We start from the raw sequence: 17,497 nt of genomic DNA on the forward strand, positions 1-17,497 counted from the left end.
CTGTGATACCGAAAAAGCGCGACTCGTTGAAGGGTAATGCAGATATGGATTGGGGTTTATATCGATACCGGCATCGGGTGGAGAATGTTTTTGCCCGGCTAAAGCAGTATCGGGCAATAGCGACACGATACGACAAACTGAAGCGAAATTATGAAAGTATGGTAGCCATGGCGTGTGGATATCTGTGGCTATCTATGTGAAATGTCAACAGACCCTAGCGTTTACCGCATAAAATAGCTAGGGGGTGGATGGGTTACGCCTGTCAATAGAGAAAAACCTCTTTTCTGTCATAATTTCCACCAAAATACGCGGAAAAGCCCATTCCATCGCAACAAATTCTGAATAGAAATCCGATTTATCCCCATTAAAAAATGAATCTCTGGCAAATTCACTCTTATTTTTGATGCTCGTGCAATATTTGGGCTAACACTCAGAAAATACAGCCCACCTTCTATTAATGTCGAGTCATATGAATGTTCTTTCAACGATACTCCGTTTTCGCAGAATAATGAACCCTTTGGTCTGGATTTGAATGTTTGAAGATTTCAACAAGCAAATGTTATTCCTTCTCGCTCAATGCTACAGGCACACTGGCTGACGAGCTAACTCGATAAAGGCTGTTAAGTAATCAATCCCGGCGTCTGTGTCTGTTTTTCTTATACCAAGAAAAATCTGTTTGGCTATACCTTGCCGCCCTAGCCGCACAGGAACAATGTCCATTTTACTTGCATACTCTTCTACCAGCCAGCGCGGCAAAGCTGCTACACCCCTACAGCTGGCCACCATCTGTAGCATAATGTCTGTCGTTTCAATGATCTTATGACGTTTAGGACTAATGCCAACGGGCTGTAAAAATTGTGTATAGATATCCAATCGATCCGTTTCTACCGGATAAGTGATCAATACTTCGTTACTCAATTGTTGCGGCTCGACATAGGTTGCCAAAGCCAGCAAATGCTGCCGGCTCACCACGAGCACCTGCTCATAATTGAACACTGGCTCAAAGTGTAGTCCTGGCTTGTATAGTGGATCTGGCGTAACCAGTAAATCGATCTCATGGCCAAATAACGCACCGATGCCCCCAAACTGAAATTTCTGTTTAACATCTACATCTACATCTGACCATTGTGCCAAATAAGGCGATACCACTTTAAGCAACCACTGATAGCAGGGATGACATTCTATCCCGATGCGTAACGTACCGCGTTCTCCCTTTGCGAATTGACGCATGCGCTCTTCTGCATGGTCCAGTTGCGGCAGCAGCCGGTTAGCGACTGCCAACAGATACTGGCCAGCCTGGGTTAGCCGGAGGCGATGCCCTTCACGCAACCATATATTCGTGCCAAATTTCTGCTCGAGTTTCTTCATTGCATGGCTCAAGGCGGATTGGGTCAAGCACAACATGCGCGCAGCTTCTGTGAGGGAACCTTGTCGATCAACCTCTCGAATAATAGCCAAGTGAATTCTTTCGAGCATAGTATATGAATAAAATTAATTGATTATTGAAATATTATCATTTTACTTCATCAATTAACGCATCTACCATGTTTTCTTTTTTTTCAAATGTTTCAAAGAAAAGGTAAGTTAATATGGTCACCACTCATAATTTAGGCTTTCCACGCATTGGCGCGAAACGTGAATTGAAATTTGCTCTTGAGTCCTACTGGAATGAACAATCCTCCCGGGAAGAACTTGAGATGGTCGGCGCGCAGCTATGCCAACGTCACTGGCAAAACCAATCCAAGCTGGACTGGGTACCGGTCGGTGATTTCTCTTTTTATGATCACGTACTGGACATGAGTTTTATGCTAGGCAATCTACCCGAGCGTGTGCAGAGCTTCCATGGCAATGCGCTTGACAACTATTTCCGTGTCGCACGAGGACGCTCAACCCAAACGACAGAAGAGCACAGTGCTTGCTGCAGCAGTGTACAGGCAGGAGAAATGACCAAGTGGTTTGATACCAATTATCATTATATTGTCCCTGAGTTCACCGCCAAAACCACCTTCTCTTTAGATGCTTCGCGTCTGCTTGCACAAATAATAAAAGCTAAGAACCAGGAGATCAAAGCCAAACCCATACTCATTGGCCCGGTTACCTATTTATGGCTCGGTAAGGCGAAGGACAATTCCAACAAGCTTGCGCTACTGGAAAAACTATTGCCCATCTATGCCGAATTGCTGGATCAACTGGCAGCGCAGGGCGTAGAATGGGTACAAATGGATGAGCCTGTACTCGTCACTGAGCTCGATCCTGATTGGCAGCACGCTCTTACCCTTGCCTATCATCACCTCAAAACCAACCGCGTCAAGCTGCTCCTTGCCAGTTATTTCGGACAGTTACAGGAAAACCTACATCTTGCAACTACCCTGCCAGTCGCAGGCTTTCACTTGGATGCTATCAATGCACGCGATGAAGTTATTCCGCTACTTAACCTTCTGTCTTCTTATAAAGTACTATCGTTGGGGGTAGTCAACGGTCGCAACATCTGGAAGACTGATCTGAATGCCGTGCTCGATTGGCTAAAACCCATACATGATACGCTGGGCCATCGCCTCTGGATTGCACCGTCATGCTCACTGCTGCATGTTCCTGTGGACCTCGACAGCGAACAGAAGCTTGATCCCGAGATTCGTTCCTGGCTCTCATTCGCGCTACAAAAGTTAGATGAACTCAAAGTGCTGGCGACCGCGCTAAATGAGGGTTGTGATGCGGTCAAGGCAGAACTGGCAGCAAACCAGACCGCTATTACTTCACGCCGTGCCTCTCAGCGGGTAAACAACCCGGCAGTCAAGGCCGCCGCTGCCAACATTACTCCAGAACTGGGCAAGCGTAAGAGCCCGTATGCAATACGAACAACTAAACAGGCTGCCCTGCTAAATCTGCCCATCTACCCCACCACCACGATTGGTTCGTTCCCACAGACCGCTGAAATCCGCCGGGCGCGCAGCCAGTTCAAAAATGGTGAACTCGATGAAGACAACTACAAGGCAGCCATGTGTGCTGAAATCGCCTATGCGGTGCGCGAGCAGGAGGCTCTTGGCCTGGATGTGCTGGTGCATGGCGAAGCCGAACGCAATGATATGGTGGAATATTTTGGTGAACAGCTTGAAGGGTATACCTTTAGCCAATTTGGCTGGGTTCAGTCTTACGGCTCGCGCTGCGTGAAACCACCAATCCTGTTTGGCGATATCCGCCGCCCCAAGGCGATGACCGTTGAATGGATCCAATACGCACAGTCGCTGACGCATAAACCGATGAAAGGCATGCTGACCGGCCCGGTAACCATGTTGAATTGGTCCTTTGTGCGGGATGATCAGCCACGCTCGGCATCCTGTTATCAACTGGCTCTGGCAATTCGCGATGAAGTGTTAGATCTGGAAAAGGCCGGCGTGCGTATCATTCAGATCGACGAAGCAGCTCTACGCGAAGGCCTGCCACTGCGTAAAAAAGAATGGCAGCAGTACCTCAACTGGGCAATAGAATCGTTCCGTATAGCAGCCAATGGTGTCTCTGATGAAACCCAGATCCATACGCACATGTGCTACTCAGAGTTCAATGACATCATTGCGTCGATTGCTGGCATGGATACGGATGTAATTACGATTGAAACCTCGCGCTCCGACATGGAGTTGCTCGATGCATTTGATAGCTTTAAATATCCTAATGAGATTGGTCCAGGCGTGTATGACATCCATTCACCGAACATTCCGACCGAGTCACACATCATTAATCTGATGAAGAAGGCTGGCGAGCGCATCCCGGCTAAACGACTATGGGTGAATCCGGATTGCGGTCTCAAAACGCGGAAATGGGAAGAGGTCAACCAGGCGCTAGCCAATTTGGTTAATGCCGCCAAGAATTTGCGTGCGACAAGATCAATTTAGATCAATCAACTTTATTAATGCAGACACGGCGATAAATAGCATATATCGTCGTGCTTTTTGTCCCAGAAGCCCATTCTTTTAAAGTAACCTTGCTGCTTCGGGTATGTCACGGCAGCCCTGAGTATATGGACAGGCAGTGGTTCCGGGAACCAGTATCCGGAAAAGGTTAACGCGGCATAGTCCGATCGTAGTATATAGGTTGCATAGTAAATGGTTTAGAATGTTGTACTAATCAACCGAAAAACGGAAATTTTATGCAGCAGCAAAAAGATCTTTTTACGCATCAGGATACCCTAGCTAATTTGCACGAAAATATCCCATTAACAGAAAAGCTGCGTTTCTTGCATCAAATCATTCGCCAGGAGTTTCCGTTCCTCGATCGTTTTGCAATTGCACTATTTGATGAAAAAACGCAAATTCTCAAAACTTACACGCACAGTACTGAAGAAAATGATAGCCCAGTAACAATGTATGAAGCCCCACTCAGCTCGGCGCCTTCGTTGCATGCCATCATCGAACATCGCCGCCCTCGTTTGGTACAGGATCTGAATATTTTTTCCCAAGGCACACATGAGCACACCAGGCGCATCGCTGCCAAAGGGTACAAATCCAGTTACACCATGCCGCTGTATCAAAGCCGGACCTTTATTGGCTTTTTGTTCTTTAACTCGTTGCAGGAACATCCTTTTACACCGCAATCATTGCGTCAGATTGATATTTATGGGCATTTAATCGCGCTGATGGTGATCAATGAACTGACGGCTATTCGCACGCTCATTGCCGCAGTACGTGCAGCACGTAGCATGACGCATTATCGTGACTTGGAGACCGGCTCGCATATTGATCGCACCGCGCACTACGCACGCCTGATTGCTCACGAACTTGCCAGTAAGTATAACTATGACATTACGGATGAGCAGATTGAGCATATTTTTCTGTTTTCACCGATGCATGATGTGGGCAAGATCGGCATTCCGGATAACATTCTGCGCAAACCCGGTCGGCTTGACGACAGTGAATTCGATGTCATGAAAACGCACCCGGGAAAAGGCCGCGAAATTATCGATGCCGTGCTGAAAGACTTCAGTTTAGGTACTTTTGGTCATGTCGATATTTTGCGCAATATTGCGGAATATCACCATGAAGCGATCGATGGTAGTGGCTATCCCAAAGGGTTGAAAGGCGATGAGATTCCAATTGAAGCACGCATCAGCGCCGTTGCGGATGTGTTTGATGCATTGACATCGCGCCGCGTATACAAAGCAGCATGGACGAATGACGAAGCCTTTGCAGGCTTGCAGAAAATGTCGAATGCCAAACTGGACCGCGATTGCGTCAATGCATTGATCAACAATCTCGATAAAATATTAGTGATCCAGCGACAGTTCCGCGATGAGGATTTGATTTGATGGCTTGTTGCATTAACCGCAAAAGCGTACGTTTTAGATGAACAGGTTTACTATTCTTCAAAACTAGACTCGGCCTATCATCTGTTGAATATTTCAGTGATCAAATAGGTGCAGTAAATCACCATTCACTCTCCTACTATCGACATTAATCTCAAGGAACCGATAACTTTCCACATTTGTTAGCAATCTTTATAAGTGTTCATCTCCCCTAATTACCACCAATACCCAAACCCAACCCTTCACCCCGTTGGTTTTTTGTGCCTGCTCTCGAGTATTTGTGAGTGTTCAAGTGGACTCTTGCGGACTTCGAGGTTTCATGAAATTCCGTAAATTTACTCATTTTTTCTCTCTTTGCGTCATTATTCTCCCCATCCCCACCCGCCATACAAGTGCGAAGATCAGACTCCCTCAAGCTCTTTCTGATATAGTGTGACAATTTTTATGTCGAACTCACGTTAAAAATACTGAAATATCCAAAAAGGCAGTTATGCAGAGGTCGCCTATTGCAGTGTTTTCCATCGGCAGTGTCAATATGCAAGGTCCTGCTTCTTATCATCGTTAACTGCTTCATGATGCAATTCCCACGAGAATAGGAAATCAAAATAATCTTATACCACTTCCACACATTCAAAAGCATGGCAATTATATTGAGCCATTTTGGCAGCGATTGCAAAGCCCATGCAACTCAAGTTGCTGATAAGCCAGGGTAAAGCCAGTGTTTTGAATGCCGCGCGCGAGCTCCGCCATGACGTCCTTTTTGATTCCGATCTCTTTAACGCTATGACAGCGGTCACAAATCAGAAATTGCGGGGTTTCATGTTGATGATCACAGGCAATGTGGGCGCAAGCTATATACAGACTGGCCGTTTCAAGCTTGTGAACCAGTTTTTCATGAATTAGAAAATCCAGTATGCGGTAAACCGACATGACCGGCAATGTTTCATTCAACTGCACTTTATATCTTTCCACGATTTCATATGCGGATAGAGGTATCGAGGAACGCAGCAACACGATGAGCACATTTTTGCGTTTGGTGGTTAATTTAACCCCCGCTGATGCGCATGCCTCTTGAGACTTCTGAATAATATGGTCGATATCGACAGTCATTTCTCACTACTTCCTGTGATTTAATAAACGATTAAACAGTATTCATATCTGCTTCAAGCAAAATCTAAAGTAAGCAGTAGTCGCGTTTCGTTTCTCTCAAGCGCAGGTGAACGATGAATTACGCCATGATCATTCTGTTCTCCCCACCGCTCACCTTTGAACAAAGCAATATCCCCTTCCTGCAAGCTCTGAATTAGGTATTGTTTTGCGAATGCTTCTGCCTCTTCTTTGGATTCGTTGCAAGCTGCAAGCATAACACGATCAATAGTTTTGTTATTTAACCATTCCGTTCCTTTGCCAGCATAAGTCGTGATCAAGCGACAAGGTACTTTGTCCGTATGGAAACGCGGACACATGGTTTTAGTAAGAATATTCAGCCGCAAGCCGACGCTTTCCAAATCAAATAAGAAGGCAAACATCTCAACCAGCCAGCTTACATCCTCAATAAATGCATTAAGCGCGTGATGTTGGGGCAGCCATGTGTTCAAGTCCTCTCTTATGTGCGCTATATTGATTGGCTGCGCCAGCTCGAGGCCAACGTGTTCTTGCCGTAAATACGCGACATATTGTTTGATATCGGTACTGAGTACACGCTGCAAAATGCATATTTTGACAGAGTCATCATAGACTCGCGAAAGTATTTCTGGTTCGTAGCCTACTACGCTTATACTTTGTCTTATTGAAGAATGAGCGGATAAATCATTTGATAATGTAGAGGCGCACATATCAATTTCTCTCCCAAGAAGGAAATGGGTCCTGCAATGTCATCCAATAAGCTTTGCCAGCATTAAATTCGGTATCGGTCAGTAGGCATTCGTCTAACCATTGACGGATTGCTTGTTCGTCCAGATTCTGCCCGATAAAGACCAGTTCCTGTCGCATATCACCAAATGGCTCTACCCACTGCTCCTGTATCGATGCCAGGTAATCCTCATCCTGGGGCCATTGTGATTTTGGCACTGCTTTCCAGAACATTCCACCATAACCATAGCGCGCGATACCCCCTGCTTGGTTCCATTGTCCAGCATAGTCTGGTCGCGTCGCCAGCCAGAAATAGCCTTTCGAGCGTAGTAATTTTCCCTCTGTCCTGGGTTGGTGAAGAAAATCGTAAAAACGTTGAGGATGAAACGGTCTTCTCGCTGTGTAAACAAAGCTGCTGATGCCATATTCTTCTGTTTCCGGAATATGTTCTCCACGTAATTCCTTGAGCCAGCCCGGCGCTTGCTGGGCACGCTCAAAATTGAATTTATGGGTATTCAGCACTTTGGTCAAATCTACCCGCCCATTTTCAATCAGGATGATCTCGGCTTGCGTATTGAGACTGCATAAAATACCACGTAATTTTGTTAACGTGTCTGAAGTCACCAGATCGATCTTGTTGATCAGGATAACATCGCTGAACTCTACTTGATCGGTCAGCAAATCGGCTACACTACGCTCATCTCCCTCCCCAAGACTCTCCCCTGTCTCTTGCAGCATTTTGGCTTCTTCAAAATCTTTAAGAAAATTGACCGCATCAACTATGGTGACCATGGTATCTAGTCGCGCGATGTCAGATAGACTGATGCCGTTTTCATCTGCAAAGGTAAACGTCTCTGCAATCGGCAATGGCTCAGAGATACCTGTTGACTCGATCACCAGATAACCAAATTTTTTTTCTGCAGCGAGCTTGCGTACTTCGTCCAAGAGATCTTCACGCAATGTGCAGCAAATACAACCATTGCTCATCTCAACCAATTTTTCTTCGAAGCGGCTGAACGAGATTTCTTTCTCGATCATCAAAGCATCGATATTGATCTCGCTCATATCGTTCACAATAACTGCCACACGCTGGCCTTGCCGGTTATGAAGAATATGATTCAGTACCGTGGTTTTCCCTGCACCCAAGAAGCCTGAGAGAATAGTAACGGGTAAGCGGTAGGTCGGTTTATGTGAAGCATTCAGAACAGGCATACAATCTAACTCCAGTGTTATTTGATATAAATATTATGTTACAACATATCATTTTATAAATGAGTAATATTTTCTAATTCATTAGTAAATTTGCTTTCATGAAAAAGCATCATATAAAGTGACTCGGGAAGGTGTGCCATAAATACGGATCATTCGTGTATTTACAATACAATGCGAATTAAGAGCTGAAATAGAAGCCAGTCCATCAATAACGTAAAACTATTGAGGAAGACATCACCCAACCTCAATCAATCAAAGTAACCAATGAACTGGCAAAACCGATTAATAACGATTTATCTCTATGTTTGCAAGCATTATCAGCAAAATCTTTAGATTTATAGTCAAAGAATGAGCCATTACGCGGATTTAAGTTTTAGCGACGAAGAAGTCATTGCCCTCTTCCTGTTCGGTGTAATGGACAAGCATCGAGCGATCATAGGTATTGATGAGTATGCGGATCGCCACTTACGCGATGGGTTTCCACGACTTCCATGTGGCTTATGTTCAGCGCCTGAATCGAATAGCCGATGTGTTTGCACCCTTATTAGCACTGATTCAGCAAGAACAGGCAGCCAGGGATCCCGAGCAGGTTTGGTTAATTGATTCATTTCCGGTCATCCTTGCGAGGCAAGGTCGCCGGTTTAACGCGTGTGTAGCGAAACAGTTGGCGGATTCAGGCGACTGCTCAACCAAGAAGCTGTACTATCATGGTGTGCGGGTGCATATTATAGGGCGCCGCCAACCAGGCTCATTGCCGATCCCTGAGTATATCGGTGTGACTGGCGCCAGCGACCATGATGGCAAGATATTTGATCAGATTCGGCCGCAATTGCACACTAATGAGCTGTATGGTGATAAAGCTTATCAACGGCCCGACGCTGAATGCATCAGGCGAGTTCAGAATCGACCGTCTTGACGCCGGTTAAAAAACAAACAGGGCAGCACAACCTGGAACCACAAGATCAATGGTTATCTACAGCAGTTGCTCGCGTGCGGCAACCGATTGAAGCATTATTTGCCTGGATAGAAGAAAATACAGGCATTGAATGTGCCAGCAAAGTTCGTTCTTATAACGGGCTGATGGTACATGTTTTCGGAAAGCTGGCTGCGGCTCTATTTTTTTTGGAATTATTTACGAGTTAGCCCTTAATTCGCATTAAATATAGCGTATAACGCAAAATTCATGTTACGTTATAGGATTAATGAATATTCATAAGGCTATAGATAAAGACAGAGATAGCACCCGGTTGATATGTAAAATTCTTCGACAAAATTTTGTAAATATACTTCTCTCACTCACAATAAAGATTTCATAAATTTTATAAAATCTACTTAGCGTGAATTCAACATAAGAAAAGCCATAAAAAGAACCTGGATCACTTACGATGAAACGATTTTGGGAAAGAATTCCATCACTAGCGCTAGGGGTGTTATTTTCCATGTAGTTAGTGAGCTACAACCGCTTTGCTGAGTTGTTGCAAGGTAGCCTAGTGTTCTTGTGTTGCTTGCTGATCATTCGCTTTGGGCAATGTAGTGGAATCTGCTTCATTAATTCGACCAAAATCAGCGTATGCCACAACCGACGTATCAGGTCGTATAAAATAATGGCGGAGTTTGCTGCTCGGGAGAAGACCAGCGTCGGCTGGTTTTATGGTTTTAACCAGCACCTGGCAATCAATGATTAAGGAGAATTTATGGGAGTGAAAATCACAGTAGGGAATGTCGAGGGATCTTTTTGCGTCACCAGAGTTGACGCATCCCTTATTTGGGAAGTTCGCTGGTGGCCAGAATACCTCTGGCAGTTACTCTTTAAGCAGGCTAGCAGCAACAAGGCGTGCAGTTGGTTACCAAGTTCCGCAAGAACATAGAAAAGAAGCTGTTGTCGCTGTTTGACAAGCTGTTGTTACGTAAACGCTCGATCATTGAGACCAATATTTATTGAAGAACATCTTACCAATCGAGCATTCCCGTCATCGTAGCCCATTTAATTTTTTTTAATCTGATAGCCGGGCTGGTGGCTTATACATTCCAGAAGAAGAAACCCTCTCTTGATATAAGACTCCCTCAAGCTTTTCCAGTTGTGGTGGTGTAATCTTTATGTCGAACTTACGTTAACAATATAAAATTGTTGCATAAAGGTTAAAGTTCCGGATTCTCAAACAGCTTCTCAGTCTCAATTAGAAAAAATCCATTTTTGTTATTAAGATACTCGGCATAATATTTTTTACATGGAAAAGAATATACCTACTTCTGTTTCTTATGCCCTGCTGCCTTCATACTGGAGGTACGTGACGATGACAATCCTTGTGGGCATAGCCTGCTATGTCGCACAAGTGTTTTTCACCCTGCCCGATATTAGTGCCCTTCGAGCAACAAATCCTGCATCGACAGCACTCATGGATATGCGTGCTGCTGAGGCGGAGCAGAAGGGCATAATAAAGCGGCGTATTCAGTTCTGGGTTCCGTACGAACAGATATCTCCTCATCTAAAATATGCGGTAATAGCAGCGCAGGATGCTACTTTTTTTTCGCGTGAAGGTAGCGACTTAAGCAAGCTGCTTAATTACGTTGAAATGAATGGAAAGGAAAAGGAACTAACGAACCAGGGAGGAATTACCCTCACACAGCAGTTAGCCAAGAATCTTTATTCTTCATCTTCGGAAAACCAGTTCTTCAAGTTGCGTGAATTCCTCATCGTCCAGCAACTCGAAACTGAGCTTAGTAAGCATCGTATTTTTGAGATCTACCTGAATGTAATTGAATGGGGTGACGGTATTTGGGGGGCAGAAGCCGCTGCCAGGATGTATTTCAGGATCCCTGCCTCGAAACTAAATCGAGAACAGGCGGCTTTGCTAGCCGCAGCTATTGCCAGTTCAAGACTGCCTGCTAATCCATCGAAAAGGCTATTGCGTCGCCAGCAATTCATCCTCGAGCGTATGGATAATGTTGAACTGCCATAATCCAAAGGGGTATGATATGGTTTGAAACCATACATGAATTGACATACAGGCCAGGCTAGCATAAAAGAAGAGGCCCACCAACAGTCGATTCTCCTTTAAAGACTCCTGCACAACTTACTTGTGCCGGCAACAGTTCTTGCTTTCCTCCGTTCATGATTCCTCCCTTAAACTCTATCAATAATTTTGGTTTGTTCGGGCTCTGTGATCTATGCGATTTGCGTTGGAATTGCTCAGTGATCGCATTGTATGCAGTAGCGTCAAGGCGCATCCTGAACCCAGGGAGCTAAGTTATTGGAAAAATAAAATGTTTTTTATAAATGGGATATGCGTACAGTCAGATATAGCTGATCCAATATAAAACGAATTAAGATGTATAGGCGGCAAAAAGCTGCTCGATGGCATACCCTTCTCTTTTCCTGATGGTTTTGGCTTGGCCTATTTTGGTCCAATATCATTGAAGTCTGGAGAATAAGGCGGCAGGTATTCAAGCGTATGCCCGGCATTGGCAATGGCGGTTTGGATATCCTGCCGCTTGTGGAATGTCGAGTTGTCCATGACAATTACGCAAGCGGGCAGAAGTTTAGGAAAAAGGTCCTGCGTCACCCACGCATGGAAGATGTCGGCAGTGATAGGGGCTGTGAGCAGGCCCACGGTCAGGAGTGCCTTTCCGATCAGGGCGCCGATCACATGGGTTCGACCTCTTGCATGCCAATCTTCTACGCCATGGCAACGTTCACCCATTAGCGCATAGCCATGCATGCGTGGCATGTCGTGCGCAAAGCCGCTTTCATCAAGGTAGACGATGACGCGGCCTTCGCGCTCATAGCTTTCAATTTTTTGCTGGAAGATACGTCGCTCTTCTTCGCTGGCTTTGGGGTGACGTAGGCTTTTTTCTATAAGTCACGCCCAGACGCTTTAACGCGTGATTGATGCCCTGGGTGCTGACGCCAAGCCGTTTAACGCTCGTACTGATACGCGTCTGGATAATTCTTGACATCCTGCGCCAACCTCTCCCTGTCGATCTTGGTTGCAGGTTTGTTACGGGTTGTCTTGGGATCGGGAGTTTTGATCCAACGCATCACGCTGGCTACCCCTACTCAAAACGCTTGGCTACTTGCGCGATTGAGAGGTTCTCCTTCTCTCGAACGGATCATACTTTACGGCGAAATGATATCGGATAGGTCATCCGTAAATTATAATCAATTTATAGGGGATATGCTATAGCTATAGGGTGGATGGGCTACGCCTCTCAACAGAGAAAAACCTCTTTTCTGTCATAATTTCCACCAAAATACGCAGAAAAGTCCATTCCATCGCAACAAATTCTGAATAGAAATCCGATTTCTCTACTTGAAAAATGAATCTCTGGCAAATTCACGCTTATCTTTGATGCTCATGCAATATCCGGATTAGATTAAAGAGCATTCTTGCAGTGATTCATTGCTTCATGGATGAGAATGTTTGCTAAGGAAGTGGAAATACCCAATTCATCTGCAATCATCCGATGCGTATATCCATGTATCCGATAAAGCTCAAAAACCCGTTTTGTACGCTCCGGAAGCTTAGCTAACGCTTCTGCAACCAACTCGAGATGTTGACGATTGATTGCATGAGTTTCTGGTGTTCCCGTCAGAGCTGGAACCTGCAGTCCCTCCTCATCAGTACCAAAAAGCTCTGACTCGAATACATCACGCCTATAGTGATCGATAGCCAAATTGCGTACGATCTGAAATAGATAGGCCAATGGCTGTCTAACCTTCTGCGCAGCTGCCATCTCAGTGATTTTGATATAAGCGTCTTGCACCACATCATCTGATCGTTCCCAGTCGCCTAAAATTTTATACGCTGCCCGGAGTAATTGGGTACGGTTCGCGATAAACAAGGGGCCTAATCCTTGAGACCATTTGTCTACTGGCATCATCATAAATTTTGATATTCTTATTGTAGTAATGTTAATGAAAATATCTATGATAATTATTTTCATTTAAATTTTTGTATCATCATTTCTAACAACCTATTCTTATTTAAATGAATATCCTAAAAAATTAATAAGACGAATGAAATTTAATGATCACTTACTGATGCCTTCTGCCAACAACTCGCAAGTATCAGCATTCAAACTTACTTGGCCTAATGACAACCGTATAAGTGCAGAAGCAAAGCTAGCGACGCCTTTACCTTTGAATAACAAACAAGGCTTACTATGACGTTTGCAAAGACGTTTTAACTGATAATAAGCAGCATGGCTGACACAATCTGTAGGGCAAATGACTGCATCAGCACTATTGATCATTTCTGGTAAACGAGAAAGCGCATGTTGCTGGCCACCATCATGGTGAGTTAAGCGGATGCCCATCTGTTCCGCCAACATACGATATTGCGGGAGTTGGGCAATACGCCCACCAACACAAACTACGCAGCAATCCTTTAGCTGGGATGTACCATGAGCATTGGGATGATTACAAGAATCCTTGCAAGAACTATCGGATAAAAGGAACCTTTCTAGTGCATCACGTTCGGCGATCAGTACTTTACACTCATCAACCAAAGCTACTATTTGGTTATGAGCGTCTTGGAGTGATTGCTCGAGATTATTAGCTTGATGAGCTACACTTTTTAATCGCTCATTTTCCATAGATAACTTCATTAAACGCTGCCCCATTTCAGTCATGGTTTTACCGGACTCAATTGCAGACAGACGGGCTTGTAACGCAACGATCTCTTTCTGATTCTGACGTAGATGCTCGCTTTCGGCTAAAGCCTCCTGAAACCGCATGCGCAATTTTGCTTCAATCCGCGAATGGTGTTGTTTCTGGAGTTCCATCGCTGTTTCTAATTCGGCATACTCTTTCTCCAGCTGAGCTAATCTACGAGTATCAGCAGCCTGATTTGCTCCCATATGGTGAGAATGCATATGCATATCCGCATAGATTTTTCCTCTGGTATTATCGCTAATTCGTTTGTGCGTCAGGGCAGCCCACAAAGCGCCTGCAATTTCTCCCTGTACAAAACATTTTTTCCACAGGTCAAATACTGCAGCATCTGTTTTAGCAGATTCAAAACGAGTAAGCGCAGTCTGATATTTTGAGTCGAGGTACTTCTGAATCGCTTCGGAAGCGGGGTTACGTGTAGCCACACAATTCACCGCTTCGACATGCAATAAAAATACATCGGTTATCGACGCTTCAAAATGAAATCGCCGGGCAAAACGTATTAACTCATCTTTCGACAAACAGGTGCCCACAATCGGGCAGCGATTTGCTTCTTTAAGCTCCCAGATTTTGCTGCGTTTGATTGGCGATAATTCAGTTTCAGTGTTTGATTGGGGGATAGGAGTCAAAATCTGATTGTCTGCCAATAAGGAGTCTACTATTGGCAGTATCGGTAAGAAAGGTGCATTCATAGCAAAGCCTTCTCCATTCGTATTAGTTACGTACTCAAGTAAAGCAGAAAAAGAATGATGCTCGGATAGATGCGCCCCCAGTTCAAGCGGGTGCGTACCCAGCATCTATTCGCCCACAAATCTGATAACGAGCTATATATCGCTTTACGAGGCTTGATGTAATTGCGCATGCAGTCGGTAGTTTAATTAAGCAAACTGCAAAACGTAGACTTGAAATTTGTGAGAAATGACACCCTCTGCTCTCAATCAACCCTAATTTTTTATCCATAAAGCCATCTCCTAGTCATTCAAATAATGGCTGGCTGACAAGCGATATGCACTTTGTTGGCTGGCTAAATCAAATTTCTTTTTAATGAAGAATTAATAAGGTTGTGGCAGTAGTAATATGAGTACTCGCGCCACTTTTATTTTCAAATCATAGTTGACATTAACATCAAATTTGACATTAACATCAAATTCAAATGACTCTTCATGATTGCAAATAATAATCATTATTATTTGCAGTGTAAATAATATTTATCGCTTATTTTTCTGAAAATAAATTCAGGAGCTATCTTGCATAACACAAAGTCTTGAAAAGCCACCTGGCTTATACCCTCCTCTAATAGGTTGAGTGAACATAAATACGCTAAGAAAGATTTAGTTATGCTGGTGCTCTTTTTATTCTTGATTACTTTCTATCAGAAAATAATAAAATTGGAGCTGAGGATTTTTTATTGCCTGACCTGATTTTTTTGATCTGATCTGACAAACAGAAACAACAGCTCGATTCATTTCCATTGCTTTATGAGATTAAAAAAATAACAAATAGGTAACCCATAATTCAAATGCATATAATATGGAATGTTAGAATTAACTTTATTTTTACATTTTGCAGCATGCGCACTGAGATTCTATAATGCAATGAAACCGGAAAATGTTGGATATTCCATATATTAAAGCGCTCACATATACTTATTCTTCTTGCCTGAAATTTTTATAATGCGCCCCATACTGGATATCGCCGCAGCACTTGATCTACACCCAGATGTACTGATGTGCTATGGCGAGCATATGGCAAAACTTCGGTTAAGCGCTTTACCAAAGAAAGAAGCTAAGTCAAAGGGAAAAATCATCCTGGTTTCAGCGATTAATCCCACTCGTAGTGGTGAAGGAAAAACCACTGTTTCAATCGGTCTGGCACAAGGTCTTGCACGCATTGGTCAGCGTGTAGCACTTGCCTTACGCGAACCCTCGTTGGGCCCTATCTTTGGTGTCAAGGGCGGCGGCACTGGTGGCGGTCGCTGCCAGCTCGAGCCTTCAACACGCATTAATATGCATTTCACGGGGGATCTGCATGCCATCGGCGCCGCACACAATCTGCTGGCCGCCTTACTGGATAACGCTATCCATTTTCGTAGCGAACTCGATCTGGAGCACCGCCAAGTTTTTTGGCGCCGTGTGCTGGATGTGAACGACCGCGCCCTGCGTCAGACCGTGATTGGATTAGGTGGACGCCTTAATGGTGTTCCACGCGAGACCGGCTTCGACATCACCGCAGCTTCAGAAGTCATGGCCATCCTATGCCTATCTGAGGACCTTACTGATCTAAAGGCTCGACTGGGACGCATCCTGGTCGGTTTTGATCGCGCGGGTCATCCGGTCACAGCCCAGAGTCTTCAGGCAACAGGCGCAATGGCAGCTCTGCTGCAGGATGCAATTTTGCCGAATCTAGTGCAATCCACCGAAGGCGTACCCGCTTTTGTGCATGGGGGGCCATTTGGCAATATTGCCCATGGTTGCAATAGCGTGATCGCTACCAGGACCGCCGCCACCTGCGCGGACTTTGCCGTGACAGAAGCGGGCTTTGGCTTTGACCTGGGGGCCGAGAAGTTTTTTGACATAAAATGCCGCAGCTCCGGCCTATGGCCCAGTGTGGTCGTCCTGGTAGTCACCGCCCGTGCTTTAAGAATTCATGGTGGTGGTGACCCCGCCTCCCCCGGCCTCATCCAGGAAATCGAACGAGGTTTGGCACACCTGGAGCATCATGTTCACAGCGTGCGCGCCTTTGGTTTTGAGCCGATCATTGCTATCAATTACTTTGAGGGCGACACCCAACAAGAACTGGCTACCATCGAAAAAGGGTGTACTCAGCTTGGACTCACTGCCGCCCTCTTTACCGGTTATACCGATGGAGGCGCTGGGGCTGAAGCGTTAGCGCATGCAGTCATTGCTGTCGCTGCTCAGCCGACACCGCCTGTACGTTATCTTTATGATTTGGATTCTCCTCCTGAAGAGAAGATCGCCGCCGTCGCTCGCACTATCTATGGCGCTAGCCATATCGAATTCAGTCGCACTGCAAGAAAGGATCTTGAACGGATTCGCTCACTGGGTTACGATCAACTGCCCATCTGTATCGCTAAGAGCCACCTGTCACTAAGCGGCGACCCAACTTTAGGAAGTCATCCTAGTAAATTTACATTACCAGTTGAATCAGTACGCATCGCGGCCGGTGCCGGCTACCTGCTGGTACTGACCGGTGACATTGTCACTATGCCTGGGTTACCGCATGATCCGGCTGCATATCGAATTGATTTGTCTGATGATGGGGAGATTATGGGGATTTGACCGCATTGCTTTGTTAGAAAAGCGCCGGTAGGTGTCAACATACTTTTCGCCTGAATACATTAGTTAAATTACCTCCGGCAAAGCCGGAGGCTTATTTCTGTTAGCCCCTCAAAGGGGCAAGAATTGGCGCCACCTAAAGGTGGCATCACATCCCAAGCTTGAGCTGATCAT

General features: G+C 45.1%; 15 protein-coding genes and 1 pseudogene. 8 read left to right on the forward strand and 8 right to left on the reverse strand.

Translation table 11 applies throughout. The features are described from left to right. Positions 1-200: transposase (locus BM122_RS16940; protein WP_143083502.1), on the forward strand; the 200-nt coding region annotated here is incomplete at its 5' end. A 379-nt stretch (positions 201-579) separates the two neighbouring features. Here BM122_RS16940 and BM122_RS16945 read toward each other — a convergent pair. Then, complete coding sequence (locus BM122_RS16945; protein WP_074906765.1) at positions 580-1,476, reverse strand: LysR family transcriptional regulator; 897 nt, start codon at positions 1,474-1,476, stop codon at positions 580-582. Positions 1,477-1,589: 113 nt separating this feature from the next. On the opposite strand from BM122_RS16945, the gene metE reads away from it, so the two are divergent. Together metE and BM122_RS16955 are read left to right on the forward strand one after the other, a co-directional pair. After that, the gene (gene metE, locus BM122_RS16950) at positions 1,590-3,887 is read left to right on the forward strand and encodes a 5-methyltetrahydropteroyltriglutamate--homocysteine S-methyltransferase (RefSeq protein ID WP_074906766.1); all 2,298 of its coding nucleotides are present in this window, start codon (positions 1,590-1,592) and stop codon (positions 3,885-3,887) included. A 254-nt stretch (positions 3,888-4,141) separates the two neighbouring features. Further along, positions 4,142-5,296 (forward strand): HD domain-containing phosphohydrolase, encoded by a 1,155-nt coding sequence (locus BM122_RS16955; protein WP_074906767.1) that lies wholly within the window; start codon positions 4,142-4,144, stop codon positions 5,294-5,296. Between the two features lie 642 nt (positions 5,297-5,938). Here the strand turns inward: BM122_RS16955 and BM122_RS16960 are convergent. The 3 genes from BM122_RS16960 to zigA are packed head-to-tail and all read right to left on the reverse strand — an operon-like array spanning position 5,939 to position 8,356. Continuing rightward, positions 5,939-6,403, reverse strand: a complete 465-nt coding sequence (locus BM122_RS16960) for a Fur family transcriptional regulator (RefSeq protein WP_074906768.1) — start codon at positions 6,401-6,403, stop codon at positions 5,939-5,941. A gap of 53 nt (positions 6,404-6,456) precedes the next feature. Beyond that, positions 6,457-7,128 (reverse strand): DUF1826 domain-containing protein, encoded by a 672-nt coding sequence (locus BM122_RS16965; RefSeq protein ID WP_074906769.1) that lies wholly within the window; start codon positions 7,126-7,128, stop codon positions 6,457-6,459. A gap of 1 nt (position 7,129) precedes the next feature. Continuing rightward, the gene (gene zigA, locus BM122_RS16970; RefSeq protein WP_074906770.1) at positions 7,130-8,356 is read right to left on the reverse strand and encodes a zinc metallochaperone GTPase ZigA; all 1,227 of its coding nucleotides are present in this window, start codon (positions 8,354-8,356) and stop codon (positions 7,130-7,132) included. A gap of 445 nt (positions 8,357-8,801) precedes the next feature. Here zigA and BM122_RS24380 point away from each other — a divergent pair, with 445 nt between their 5' ends. From BM122_RS24380 to BM122_RS16985, 4 genes and pseudogenes are all read left to right on the forward strand, one after another. Continuing rightward, entirely contained in the window at positions 8,802-9,272 is a 471-nt protein-coding gene (locus BM122_RS24380) for a hypothetical protein (RefSeq protein WP_218152137.1), read from the forward strand. Beyond that, positions 9,269-9,499, forward strand: coding sequence for a hypothetical protein (locus tag BM122_RS24385; RefSeq protein ID WP_218152138.1), 231 nt, complete (start codon positions 9,269-9,271; stop codon positions 9,497-9,499). Before BM122_RS24380 ends, BM122_RS24385 begins: the two co-directional genes overlap by 4 nt. A 302-nt stretch (positions 9,500-9,801) precedes the next feature. Continuing rightward, positions 9,802-10,448 (forward strand): annotated as a pseudogene (locus BM122_RS26610) (IS982 family transposase); the annotation flags it as partial. 202 nt (positions 10,449-10,650) lie between these two features. Beyond that, positions 10,651-11,316 carry a transglycosylase domain-containing protein gene (locus BM122_RS16985; protein ID WP_177198193.1) on the forward strand — a complete coding sequence of 222 codons (666 nt, stop codon included), beginning with the start codon at positions 10,651-10,653 and terminating at the stop codon, positions 11,314-11,316. Between the two features lie 435 nt (positions 11,317-11,751). Here the strand turns inward: BM122_RS16985 and BM122_RS16995 are convergent, their stop codons facing one another. The 4 genes from BM122_RS16995 to BM122_RS17010 all read right to left on the reverse strand — a co-directional run bounded on the left by BM122_RS16995 (position 11,752) and on the right by BM122_RS17010 (position 14,824). Next, positions 11,752-12,213 (reverse strand): transposase, encoded by a 462-nt coding sequence (locus BM122_RS16995; protein ID WP_371264945.1) that lies wholly within the window; start codon positions 12,211-12,213, stop codon positions 11,752-11,754. A 59-nt stretch (positions 12,214-12,272) separates the two neighbouring features. After that, positions 12,273-12,395, reverse strand: coding sequence for a transposase (locus tag BM122_RS24390; protein WP_256212162.1), 123 nt, complete (start codon positions 12,393-12,395; stop codon positions 12,273-12,275). Positions 12,396-12,730: 335 nt separating this feature from the next. Next, entirely contained in the window at positions 12,731-13,240 is a 510-nt protein-coding gene (locus BM122_RS17005; RefSeq protein ID WP_256212161.1) for an RNA polymerase factor sigma-70, read from the reverse strand. Between the two features lie 147 nt (positions 13,241-13,387). Beyond that, complete coding sequence (locus BM122_RS17010; protein WP_083398566.1) at positions 13,388-14,824, reverse strand: DUF2325 domain-containing protein; 1,437 nt, start codon at positions 14,822-14,824, stop codon at positions 13,388-13,390. An 876-nt stretch (positions 14,825-15,700) separates the two neighbouring features. On the opposite strand from BM122_RS17010, the gene BM122_RS17015 reads away from it, so the two are divergent. Further along, on the forward strand, positions 15,701-17,326 hold the full coding sequence (locus BM122_RS17015) for a formate--tetrahydrofolate ligase (RefSeq protein ID WP_074906773.1): 1,626 nt from the start codon (positions 15,701-15,703) through the stop codon (positions 17,324-17,326). Positions 17,327-17,497 lie beyond the last annotated feature (171 nt).

Origin of the sequence: Nitrosomonas communis (assembly GCF_900114745.1) — a bacterium.
In the GTDB taxonomy this organism is placed as follows: domain Bacteria; phylum Pseudomonadota; class Gammaproteobacteria; order Burkholderiales; family Nitrosomonadaceae; genus Nitrosomonas; species Nitrosomonas communis_A.

Excerpts from the sequence above, each read along its gene's own strand:
- BM122_RS17005 (WP_256212161.1), bottom strand. The coding sequence starts at position 13,240 with ATGATGATGCCAGTAGACAAATGGTCTCAAGGATTAGGCCCCTTGTTT.
- BM122_RS24390 (WP_256212162.1), bottom strand. The coding sequence starts at position 12,395 with ATGCGTTGGATCAAAACTCCCGATCCCAAGACAACCCGTAACAAACCT.
- BM122_RS24380 (WP_218152137.1), top strand. The coding sequence starts at position 8,802 with ATGAGTATGCGGATCGCCACTTACGCGATGGGTTTCCACGACTTCCAT.
- BM122_RS16955 (WP_074906767.1), top strand. The coding sequence starts at position 4,142 with ATGCAGCAGCAAAAAGATCTTTTTACGCATCAGGATACCCTAGCTAAT.
- BM122_RS16985 (WP_177198193.1), top strand. The coding sequence starts at position 10,651 with ATGACAATCCTTGTGGGCATAGCCTGCTATGTCGCACAAGTGTTTTTC.
- BM122_RS16960 (WP_074906768.1), bottom strand. The coding sequence starts at position 6,403 with ATGACTGTCGATATCGACCATATTATTCAGAAGTCTCAAGAGGCATGC.
- BM122_RS16965 (WP_074906769.1), bottom strand. The coding sequence starts at position 7,128 with ATGTGCGCCTCTACATTATCAAATGATTTATCCGCTCATTCTTCAATA.
- BM122_RS17015 (WP_074906773.1), top strand. The coding sequence starts at position 15,701 with ATGCGCCCCATACTGGATATCGCCGCAGCACTTGATCTACACCCAGAT.
- metE (WP_074906766.1), top strand. The coding sequence starts at position 1,590 with ATGGTCACCACTCATAATTTAGGCTTTCCACGCATTGGCGCGAAACGT.
- BM122_RS17010 (WP_083398566.1), bottom strand. The coding sequence starts at position 14,824 with ATGCTGGGTACGCACCCGCTTGAACTGGGGGCGCATCTATCCGAGCAT.
- zigA (WP_074906770.1), bottom strand. The coding sequence starts at position 8,356 with ATGCCTGTTCTGAATGCTTCACATAAACCGACCTACCGCTTACCCGTT.
- BM122_RS16945 (WP_074906765.1), bottom strand. The coding sequence starts at position 1,476 with ATGCTCGAAAGAATTCACTTGGCTATTATTCGAGAGGTTGATCGACAA.